We start from the raw sequence: 10,454 nt of genomic DNA on the forward strand, positions 1-10,454 counted from the left end.
GTGTGCGTTGCCTGAGCCTTTTACTTTCTCAGGGGCATCATCTTATCCAAGCGGCGCCATAGCGTAAAGTATTTCTCAACAGAAATTGCACTTGAACAACAGAATCTTGATATGGCTGTCGCGTGGCGGCTAATCTTCGAGCAGGCCGTTTTCGGACAGGGTGTCCTGCACCAGTTCCAGCCGCAGCACAGGATTTTCCTGGCTCAGCAGCAACTGCTTCTGCACCGGCGTCAGCGACAGCAGTTCGCACCAGCGGTTGGCGACCCAGCCGCATTCGTCCAACCGGTACGGCGGCTGGATCGGCATCTGGTCGAGCGGAATTTTCTGTTCCTGCAAGGTGCGGATCAGCGCGCCGAGGGCGTCGGCCACGTTCTGTTGCTCTGGCGGAATCGGGATGGACAGGTCGGCCGGCAGCAGTTCGACCTGCGCCATCCACAGGCCCGTCTTCAATTGCTCGCTGGAAACGACATGAAAGCGGCGGGTGCCGATGCATTTGATCTGCAAGAGGCCAGACAAGGGCGCCGCCCAGTCCATCACGCGTGCCAGGGTGCCGACCTGGGCAAGCGTCTCCTGCTGGCCAGGTTTGCGCACTTCGGCGCCGTCCAGCAACTGCACCACGCCGAACGGCTGCTCGCCCGTGATGCATTTGCGTATCATGTCCAGGTAGCGCACCTCGAAGATCTGCAGCGGCAGATAGCCATCGGGATACAGCACCGTATTGAGCGGGAACAAGGGTATCGAGGTCATGCACGCATGATGGCACGAATGCCGCAGGCGTGCAGCACGTCTTGTCCGGCAAGCGGCCTATTTGTAAAAGCGTCGTTTCGCGGCGCGTTCAGCCGCTTTTGGCGCCAGCACCTTGACCAGCTTTTTCTGGATCGCGCCGCCCGCCGCCGTGCCTGGCACGCGGTGCTCGGCCTCGAAGCCCGGCTCCTCGCTGCGTTTCAACGTTTGCCGCGTCAGCGCTTCGACCGCCGACAGCAGTTCCACTTCGTCGGCGCAGACCAGCGAGATCGCTTCACCCGACGCGCCGGCGCGGCCCGTGCGGCCGATGCGGTGGATATAATCTTCGGCCACCGTCGGCAGATCGAAATTGACCACCTGCGGCAGCTGCTCGATATCGAGGCCGCGCGCGGCCACGTCGGTGGCCACCAGCACCTGCACCTCGCGCGCCTTGAAACGGGCCAGCGCGCGCAGCCGGTTCGGCTGGGTCTTGTCGCCATGAATCGAATCGGCCGCTACGCCCTGCTCCAGCAAGGTGTTCACCAGTACCTCGACACCCTTGCGGGTTTTCACGAACACCAGCACCTGGCCCCAGCGTTTTTTCTTCAACAAGTGCAAGAACAGTTCCGGCTTGCGCTTCTTGTCGCACACGATCACCGACTGCTTGACCGCTTTCACCGTGCTGTTGCGCGGACTGACTTCGACCGAGACGGGATCCTTCAGCATGGTCTTGGCCATCGCGCGGATGGCGTCCGAGAATGTGGCCGAGAACAGCAGCGTCTGGCGCTGCTTGGGCATCGCCATCAACAGCAGGTCCAGTTCGCGCTCGAAACCGAGGTCGAGCATGCGATCGGCTTCATCGAGCACCAGCGTCTGCACCTGCTCGAACCTGACCGCGCCCTGCGACTGCAGATCGAGCAGGCGGCCTGGCGTGGCCACCAGCACATCGAGACCCTTGCGCAGCTTGCTGACCTGCGGCTCGATCGGCACGCCGCCATACGCGACAAAACTGCGCAGCGGCAAGTTGCCGCCATAGCTGCGAAAGCTCGCATAGACCTGTTCGGCCAGCTCGCGCGTGGGCACCAGCACCAGCACGCGCACGCATTGCGGCGCCACCATGCCTTCCAGGGTCAGGCGCTGCAGCAGCGGCACGGCGAAGCCGGCCGTCTTGCCGGTACCGGTCTGGGCGGCGGCCATCAGGTCGCGCCCGGCCAGCACGGCCGGAATTGCCTTGGCCTGCACCGGGGTCGGCTTGTCGTAGCCCAGTTCGTCAAGTTTGCGGACCAGGGGATCGATCAGGCCGAGGGAGGAAAATGTCATGGGAAACCTTGCAGCAAAGCGGAAAAGAAGCCGCGATTATAGGCCAGCCAGGTGCCCCAGTCAGAACTTCATTTCCATGGTGGCGCGCGCCTGTGGCGAGCTGGGCGAAATATTGTTGCGGGCGATGGTGCCGCTCGCATCCATATAGATCGTATTGCTTTCAAAGTCCTGCGCCAGCAGGTTCGACACGGCCAGGCGCAGCTGGTTCTTCGGATTAAATTTCCACAAGGCATACAGGTCCAGGTCGCGCCGCGGCGAGGTGTAGGCATACTGCTGCTGCGCGATGCGCACGGGGCCACCGCCGGTAAAGACCAGGCTGCCGCCTGCCGTGAGCATGCCATCCGGCGTCTTGTAATCGATGCCGAGGTTGCCGCTGAGCGGGGTCTGCTGGTCGAGCCGGTTGCCTGGCCCCGGCACCTGCCGCACCTGCGACCAGTTACGGCCGAGACTGGCGCGCAGGTCAATCGCCGGCGCCGTGGCAGCGAGCACCGCGCGCAGCGGAAACTTGGCCTCCAGTTCCACTGTCTGCGTCTCGGCGCGGCCGTCGTTGACGGGCATGGACACCCAGCGTCCGTCGACCAGCAGCAGGCCCTGGCGCGTATAGCCGTCGATGCGGCGGGCCGAGGCGCGCGCGCTGAGCAAGGCGCCTTCCGCCCAGTAGTGTTCATACGAGGCGTCGACGCCCAGCGCCAGTTCCGGCTGCAGACCTGGATTGCCCTGGCGGTCGGGATCGAACTGGCTGTTGTTGGTGGAAAGGCTGCGGCGCGGTATCAGGTTCGAGGTGGACGGCGACTTGTAGGTACGCGTCAGGGCCAGGCGCAGCTGGTCTCCCTTGGTGTCGGGCAGCTTCCACAGGGTTTGCAGCAGCGGGCTCCAGACGCTGCTGCGCTGTTGCGTGGATTCCTGGCTGTCGCCGAAGCTGCGCGTGGCGATGCCTTCCCAGCGCAGCCCCGCATACATGGACCAGCGCGGCGTGATGTCCCACTCATCCTGCGCGTACAGGGCCAGCAGCCTGACGCGGGAATGGTAATCGTCATCGCTGTCGGCTGGCGGCGCCCCGCCAGGCAGGGCCTGTTCGCGCTGCCTGCGGTCCTCCGCGCGCTGGCTGTACGTGCCGTCCCAGCCCATCGACAGCGCATGGCCCGCCATCCAGGGCGTGGAATACTTGCCGGTGGACGACACGCTGTCGTACGACGCCTCCACCCGCACCTTGCGGTCCAGTACCAGTCCGACATTGTCGACATAGCCGAGCGGATGGGTGTCGGCCGAGCTGCCGGTGGTTTGCGCGCGCGCGCCCAGCTCCAGCCTGGCGCCACCCTCGAACTTGCGCACCCAGTTCACGTCGGCGCGGGCGAACCCCTGCCGATTGCCGGACACGCTGTCGTTGCGGTCGTAAGCGGGCCGCGCGCCGAGCAGCGTCTCGGCATGCGAGCCGCTGCGGTTGCCGCTGCGGCCGGCATTGAGGAAAAACTGCAACGCCAGGCTGTCACCATCGGGATAACTCCAGTTCAGCCGCGGCGACAGGTTGATGCCTTCCGAGCGGCCATCGCTGTTGCCGCTGATACGGCGCAGCAGGTTCTGCGTGCCGTCGGGCAAGTAGCCTTGCTCCAGCGCCGGCTGGCTTGCCGCATCCTCATACCGGTAATCGTGGCGGTAGACGGACGCTGCCAGCGAATACGAAAACTTGCCGTCCTTGTCCGACCACTGCAGGCTGCCGGTGCCGGAACGCGCATCGCGGCCGCCGCCGACGCCCAGCTTGATGTCGCGCTGCGCCGTCTTCACGGCTTTTTTCAGCACCACATTGATGGTGCCGGCAATCGACTGCGTGCTGTACTCGGCGCTGGCCGCGTGCAGGATTTCGATGCGCTCGATCAGGTCGGGCGACAGCGTGTCGAGCGAAAAGCCGGCCGGCGCGCGCTCGCCATTGAGCAGTATCTGCGTATAGCCATTGCCCAGGCCGCGCATGCGGATCTCGCCGCCGGCGCGCCCGGCCGCACCCGACACCGTGATGCCGGGCAGGCGCTTGAGCACATCGGTGACGCTGGTGTCGCCGTATTTGGCGATTTCTTCGCTGGACACGATCATCTTGCTGGCCGTATCGTCGCGGCGCGGATCGTAGCTGCTCCTGACTTCCACTTTCTGCAGTGCCGGTGCCGGCTCCTCGCTGGCCGCTGGTTGCTCCTGCTGCTGCGCCTGGGCCTGCAAGGCAAGGACAGCGGTAGCGATCACGGTCAGGCGAAGAACGGGCGGGCGGCGTGGCATCATCGGAGAGCGTGGAAGTTGGCTGGAAACGGCGAGTATATTTTGAAGCAATTGTGCCCTGATGACACAACTGTCCAAAAATATTTCTTATAAAAAATTAAATAGCATGAAAACCAGGCCGCACGCTGGCGGGTATCCCTGGCCACCCTGGCCCGCTATAATGCGTTTACATCATTGTTTTCACCTTTCCGTCAAAGGCCCCCTATCGTGTCCCGTCTCGCCGTCCTGCCCCAATATCTGCTGCCCAAGGGCGCGCTGACCAATTTCGCCGGCAGGGTCGCCGGCGCCAGAGGCGGCGCCATGACCACGCGGCTGATCCGCTGGTTTGTCGGCCGCTACAACGTCAACATGGATGAGGCGCTGGATCCGGACATCACGCACTACACCAGCTTCAACGATTTCTTCACGCGCGCGCTGCGCCCCGGCGTGCGCCCGATCGCGCAGGCCGATTACGTGTGTCCGGTCGATGGCCGCATCAGCCAGTTCGGCGCGATCGACAAGGACCAGATCTTCCAGGCCAAGGGCCATCAGTTCAGCACTACCGCGCTGGTCGGCGGCGATGCCGCGCTGGCGGCGCAGTTCGAACACGGCAGCTTTGCCAACCTGTACCTGAGCCCGCGCGACTATCACCGCATCCACATGCCGTGCGACGGCCGCCTGACGCGCATGATCTATGTGCCGGGCGAGCTGTTCTCCGTCAACCCGACCACGGCGCGCGGCATTCCCGGCCTGTTCGCCCGCAACGAGCGCGTCGTGTGCGTGTTCGACACGGCCAACGGCCCGTTCGTGATGACGCTGGTGGGCGCCACCATCGTCGGCAGCATGGCCACCGTCTGGCACGGCGTGATCAATCCGCCACGCTCGGGCCAGGTGCGCGACTGGAGCTATGCCAACGACCATATCGTGTTGAAAAAAGGCGAGGAGCTGGGCCGCTTCCTGCTCGGCTCCACCGTCGTCATGCTGTTCCCCAAAGATACGCTGCAGTTCAACCAGGCATGGCAGCCGGCCGGGCCGGTGCAACTGGGTGAAGTGATGGGCAATTTGCCGAAATAAGTTGCCCAGGCAAGCCACTCAGACCGGCATGCTGGTCTGGTACATTTCCTCCATCAAATCAAGAAACGCGCGCGTCTTGGCCGGCATCAGGCGCCGGCCGGGAAACACGGCCCAACCCGTGACCAGTGGAAAATTCCATTCCGGCAGCACGCGTACCAGCTCCCCCGTCTGCAGATAGGCCTTGGCGAAGCGGTCGGTGCTGGCGGCGATGCCCACCCCGGTGCACGCCATGCGTACCAATAACTCCGGCGAATTGGCCAGCAGCCGTACCGGCAAGTCGCGCTCCCACGTGGTCTTGCCACGGATGAGCGTCCAGCGCACGAGACCGTGCTGGGCGCGCGGCAAGCTCAACAGATCGTGCCGGAACAGGTCGTCGGGATGCTCGGGCAAGCCGTGCACGCTCGTGTATTGCGGCGAGGCATACAGCGCCAGCGTGCTGAAGGCCACGCGCCGTGCGGCCAGGCTGGCGTCATCGGGCAAATTGCCCATCCGGATCGCCAGGTCAAAATTCTCTTCCAATAGATCCACGCGGCGTGCCGACAAGTCGAGCTCCAGCGAAATGGCCGGATGGCGGCGCACGAACTCGGCCAGCACCTGGCGCATCAGCGTGTCGGCAAAGTCGGCCGGCATCGAGATGCGCAGCAGGCCGCTGGGGCCGGCCTGGCGGTGTTGCGCCAGCGCGCCGGCCGCCTCGGTTTCCTCCACCACCTTGCGCGCGTGCTCCAGCAGGCTGGCGCCGAACTCGGTGAGCACCAGCTTGCGCGTGGTGCGCTGCAGCAGCCGTTCGCCCAGCTTGCCTTCCAGTAGCGAGATACGCCGCGACAGCGTCGACTTGGGCAAGTCCACCCTGTCGGCCGCGCGCGAAAAACTGCCGCATTCCACCACGCGGGCAAACAGCAGCAGGTCGCCGGGATCGATTTCCATGTCATTCCTTGTTTGATTGTTCCACCAGTGGATGAATGTTATCCATTTTAGCGGCTTCCGCATCAATTTTGGAATTGCTATAGTTCATTCATCGCAAGACACTTCACCTACCCAACACGGAGAAACACCATGAACATCCTGCAAATCAATTCCAGCGCCCGCAGCACCGGTTCCGCCTCCACCCGCCTGGCCGATGCCCTGGTGGCCCGCGTACTCGCCGCCAACCCGGACGCCGCCGTGGTGCGCCGCGACCTGGCCGCCGAACCGCATCCGGTGTTGGATGAGCCAACCCTGCAGGCTCTGTTCACGCCGACCGAGCAGCGCACCGCCGAGCAGGCTGCCCGCATCGCGCTCGACGACGCCCTGATCGCCCAGGTACAGGCAGCGGACGTGATCGTGGTTGGCGCGCCGATGTACAACTTCGGCATCACCGTGCAACTGAAAAGCTGGTTCGACGCGATTGCCCGCGCCAACGTCACGTTCAAGTACACGGAAAAAGGCCCGGTTGGCCTGTTGAGCGGCAAGAAAGTCTTGGTAGGCCTGTCGCGTGGCGGCCTGCACCGTGGCAATGCCACCGACAGCCAGGTGCCTTACCTGAACACCATGTTCGGTTTCCTGGGCCTGACCGACGTGCAGTATGTGTATGCGGAAGGCATGGGCATGGGCCCGGAAGCCGTCGCCAGGGCGCAAGCGCAGGCCGACGCCGAGATCAACGCGATCCTCGTCTAAGCATTCAAACGAACAGCATTTACTGGAGGGCATCATGAACGATATCACTACCGTCAGCACCAGCAGCACCGTCACCACCGCGCGCACCGTCGAGCGCGTGATTGCCGGCCAGGCCGTCATGGATGGCGCCGGCGTGAAGATCAACCGCGTGCTGACGCAGCAATTGCAACGCCGCCTCGATCCGTTCCTGATGCTCGACAATTTTGCCAGCGACCAGCCGAACGACTATATCGCCGGCTTCCCCGAGCACCCGCACCGCGGCTTCGAGACCGTCTCGTACATGATCACGGGCCGCATGCGCCACCTCGACAGCGCCGGCCACGAAGGCCTGCTCAGTTCGGGCGGCGTGCAATGGATGACGGCCGGCAGCGGCGTGATCCACTCGGAAATGCCGGAGCAGGAAGAAGGCGTGATGGAAGGGTTCCAGTTGTGGCTGAACCTGCCGGCGAGCGAGAAGATGCGCACGCCGTGGTACCGCGATTTCACCAGCAGCGAAATCCCGCGCTACACCACCGACTCGGGCGTGGCGGTGCAGGTCATCGCCGGCAGCAGCCATGGCGTGACGGGCGCGGTGCAGCGCGAGCGCACGGAACCGCTGTACCTCGATATCGACCTGCAGGCTGGCAGCACGTTCGAGCAGCCTTTGCCGCCCGGCCATAACGCCTTCTTGTACACGTTCCGGGGCGAAGTCCAGGTCGACGGCAAGCCGGTGCCGGCCCTGCGCATGGCGATTTTTGCCAATACCGCCGGCAGCGACGGCGTGCGCATCACGGCGCCCGAAGGCGGCCGCGTGATCCTGGTGGCGGGCCAGCCGCTGAACGAACCGATCGCGCAGTATGGTCCCTTCGTGATGAATACCCAGGCCGAGGTATTCCAGGCGGTACAGGACTTCCGCGAGGGGAAGTTCGGCGAGACGGCTGCAGCTGCGTAACGCAGCTTGTACGGCAGAACCTGCATTGCCTTGCGGCCATGCAGGTTTTTTTGGGCTATGTCACCGACAGATGGGGGAACATGCCCAAGGTAGCCCTGAGCAAGCTTTCTGGCGACATTATTCTCCTGGCGTCGAGTATCCAGCGCCAGCCGAGATAGTTGGGCAGGTAGCGTTTCGCCACGCCGTGAAACGGGCGCAGCCATTGCCGCAAACGGCTGTGGTAGGCGTTGACGTTGTGCACGTGAATCGCGCCCCGCACCCGGATGCCGGCGCGCAGATTCACCGCCTCGTGCTGGATGCCGTTCTCCCGCGCAAACACGGGATAGGCCGGATGGCCATCGCTGACCAGCAGAATGTCACGGTCGATGACGGGCGGCAGGCAATTGTGCAATTTTGCCGTGGTCAGCTGTGCCGCGCCGGTCACGAAGTCGACAGTTGCGTGAGCTGCTTGCGAAACAGTTGCCACTGGGAAGCGTCCATTGCATGCTCCTGGAAGAAAATAACTGATTCGTTAGACCTCAGCAATTCCAGAACGATCCCACGTCTTGCGATGACAGAGCCTTTTTTTTGCGCCTGCCGTCCTCACGGCATGCAAGCCTTTCCATTACACTGGCGGCAAGATCATTCCATAAAGTATTCCATGCACGCCAAGAACGACCATGACCACGATCACACCCATCTGCACGCGCATCTGAAAGGCGACGCCAAGCATACGCACTCGTTCGAAGGGCGCAAGCAAAGCGTGCTGGCGTGGGCGCTGGGGCTGACGCTGTCGTTTGCCGGCGTCGAAGTGGCGTTCGGCTTCCTGTCCAACTCGCTGGCGCTGATTTCCGACGCTGGCCATATGGTGACGGACGCGGCGGCGCTGGGCCTGGCGCTGCTGGCCCAAGTGATCGCGCGCCGTCCGCCGTCGCCGCGCCACTCGTTCGGTTTCGGCCGCGCCGAAGCGCTGGCCGCGTTTGTCAACGGCCTGGCCATGCTGTGCGTGGTGGGCTGGATCTGCATTGAAGCCGTGCTGCGTTTTTCCACGCCGGAAGCGGTGCATGGCGACACGGTGGTGGTGGTGGCCGTGATCGGCCTGGCGATCAACCTGGTGGTGGCGTGGGTGCTGTCGAAAGACAAGGAAAGCGTCAACACGCGCGCCGCCCTCGTGCACGTGATGGGCGACCTGCTCGGTTCGGTGGCCGCCATCGTGGCCGGCGCCGTGATTTATTTTACGGGCTGGATGCAGATCGACCCGCTGCTGTCGGTGCTGGTGTCGCTGCTGATCCTGAAGTCGACGTTTGGCGTGCTGAAGGATTCGTATCACTTCCTGATGGAAGGCGTGCCGCAGCAGATCGACTACCTGCAGGTGGGCGCCGACGTCGAACAGATCCCCGGCGTGCTGTCGGTGCACGACCTGCATGTGTGGGACATGTCGCCGGGCCAGCCGGCGCTGATCGGCCACGTGCAGATCGAACACCTGGACCAGTGGCCGACCGTGCTGCGCGCGATCAAGACCATGCTGCTGGCCAGCCATGGCATCGATCATATCACCTTGCAGCCGGAGACGACTTCCATGGCGGGCTTGCATGCGGGTGACCAGACCCACCGGCAAGGACTGGGGTCGGACCCTCAGGGTCCGACCCCGGCATCTGCCGTTGGGGTTAAAAAAGGCTAGCTGCGTCTTGCTTCCAGTACCCCGCTGACATCCTTGATCACATTCAAGGCCTTCAGCAACTGCGCGGTCGAGCTGATCTCGGCCGTAAAGGTCATGCGGGCCTGGCCCTTGGCGCTTTGGGTATTGACGCCGATCACGTTGATTTTCTCGCGCGAGAAGATCTCGGAGATATCGCGCAGCAGGCCCTGGCGGTCGCCGGCCAGAATGAAGATGTCGACCGGATACACCGTGTCCTGCCCGCCGGTGCTGCCCCATTCGGTGAAAATCACGCGCTCGGGCGCCTTGGCGCGCATTTCCTCGAAGTTCTTGCAGGTGGCGCGGTGGATCGAGACGCCCTTGCCGCGCGTGACAAAACCCACGATGCTGTCCGGCGGGGCCGGCTTGCAGCACTTGGCCAGCACCGTCATCAGCCCTTCCGTGCCGACCACCAGCACGCCGGACTTGGCGCCCTGGTCGACGCTGGAAGCGCGGCTTTTGCCGACCAGCACCGCGTCTTCCGGCTCCACCACTTCGCCCGTATCGTGCAGCGCCTGCTCCACGTGGCGCAGGCTGAACTCATCCTTGCCGACCGATAAAAACAGTTCATCGACCTTGCCGAAGCCCAGCTTTTGCGCCAGCGCTTCGAGGTTGACGGCCGTCTTGCCTTCGCGCTGCAGCGATTTCTCCACCAGCGCGCGGCCGTGGCCCAGGGTTTCCTGCATGTCGATCGCATGGAACCAGGCGCGGATCTTCGAGCGCGTGCGGGTGCTGACGGCGTAGCCGGCGCTGAGCCAGTCGCGCGACGGCCCGGCCGTGCCCGGCGCGCCCTTGGCGGTGATGATTTCGCAGGTCTGGCCGTTTTTCAGCTGCGTA

10 protein-coding genes are annotated in these 10,454 nt (G+C 64.0%); 4 read left to right on the forward strand and 6 right to left on the reverse strand.

Annotated elements, in window-relative coordinates; translation table 11 throughout:
- Nucleotides 1–129: 129 nt before the first annotated feature.
- From RTQ46_RS22085 to RTQ46_RS22095, 3 genes are read right to left on the reverse strand one after another with little or no spacing between them, the layout of a single operon-like run.
- Nucleotides 130–747 carry an LON peptidase substrate-binding domain-containing protein gene (locus RTQ46_RS22085; RefSeq protein ID WP_312439738.1) on the reverse strand — a complete coding sequence of 206 codons (618 nt, stop codon included), beginning with the start codon at nucleotides 745–747 and terminating at the stop codon, nucleotides 130–132.
- 57 nt (nucleotides 748–804) lie between these two features.
- Nucleotides 805–2,043, reverse strand: a complete 1,239-nt coding sequence (locus tag RTQ46_RS22090; RefSeq protein WP_312439739.1) for a DEAD/DEAH box helicase — start codon at nucleotides 2,041–2,043, stop codon at nucleotides 805–807.
- Between the two features lie 60 nt (nucleotides 2,044–2,103).
- The gene (locus RTQ46_RS22095; protein ID WP_312439740.1) at nucleotides 2,104–4,308 is read right to left on the reverse strand and encodes a TonB-dependent receptor; all 2,205 of its coding nucleotides are present in this window, start codon (nucleotides 4,306–4,308) and stop codon (nucleotides 2,104–2,106) included.
- A 201-nt stretch (nucleotides 4,309–4,509) separates the two neighbouring features.
- Here RTQ46_RS22095 and asd point away from each other — a divergent pair, with 201 nt between their 5' ends.
- Nucleotides 4,510–5,358, forward strand: a complete 849-nt coding sequence (asd, locus tag RTQ46_RS22100; protein ID WP_312439770.1) for an archaetidylserine decarboxylase — start codon at nucleotides 4,510–4,512, stop codon at nucleotides 5,356–5,358.
- An 18-nt stretch (nucleotides 5,359–5,376) separates the two neighbouring features.
- Here the strand turns inward: asd and RTQ46_RS22105 are convergent, their stop codons facing one another.
- Entirely contained in the window at nucleotides 5,377–6,282 is a 906-nt protein-coding gene (locus RTQ46_RS22105) for a LysR family transcriptional regulator (protein ID WP_312439741.1), read from the reverse strand.
- Between the two features lie 129 nt (nucleotides 6,283–6,411).
- Between RTQ46_RS22105 and RTQ46_RS22110 the strand changes: the two genes are divergently transcribed.
- Nucleotides 6,412–7,011 (forward strand): NAD(P)H-dependent oxidoreductase, encoded by a 600-nt coding sequence (locus RTQ46_RS22110; RefSeq protein ID WP_312439742.1) that lies wholly within the window; start codon nucleotides 6,412–6,414, stop codon nucleotides 7,009–7,011.
- 34 nt (nucleotides 7,012–7,045) lie between these two features.
- Nucleotides 7,046–7,942 carry a pirin family protein gene (locus RTQ46_RS22115; protein WP_312439743.1) on the forward strand — a complete coding sequence of 299 codons (897 nt, stop codon included), beginning with the start codon at nucleotides 7,046–7,048 and terminating at the stop codon, nucleotides 7,940–7,942.
- Nucleotides 7,943–7,997: 55 nt separating this feature from the next.
- Here RTQ46_RS22115 and RTQ46_RS22120 read toward each other — a convergent pair whose 3' ends face one another.
- On the reverse strand, nucleotides 7,998–8,408 hold the full coding sequence (locus RTQ46_RS22120; protein ID WP_312439744.1) for an IS1595 family transposase: 411 nt from the start codon (nucleotides 8,406–8,408) through the stop codon (nucleotides 7,998–8,000).
- Nucleotides 8,409–8,582: 174 nt separating this feature from the next.
- Here RTQ46_RS22120 and RTQ46_RS22125 point away from each other — a divergent pair, with 174 nt between their 5' ends.
- Entirely contained in the window at nucleotides 8,583–9,602 is a 1,020-nt protein-coding gene (locus RTQ46_RS22125) for a cation diffusion facilitator family transporter (RefSeq protein ID WP_312439745.1), read from the forward strand.
- Here RTQ46_RS22125 and RTQ46_RS22130 read toward each other — a convergent pair.
- Nucleotides 9,599–10,454: ACT domain-containing protein (locus tag RTQ46_RS22130; RefSeq protein WP_312439746.1), on the reverse strand; the 856-nt coding region annotated here is incomplete at its 5' end. The genes RTQ46_RS22125 and RTQ46_RS22130 overlap by 4 nt on opposite strands.

This window comes from Janthinobacterium sp. (assembly GCF_031995485.1).
GTDB lineage: Bacteria > Pseudomonadota > Gammaproteobacteria > Burkholderiales > Burkholderiaceae_D > Janthinobacterium.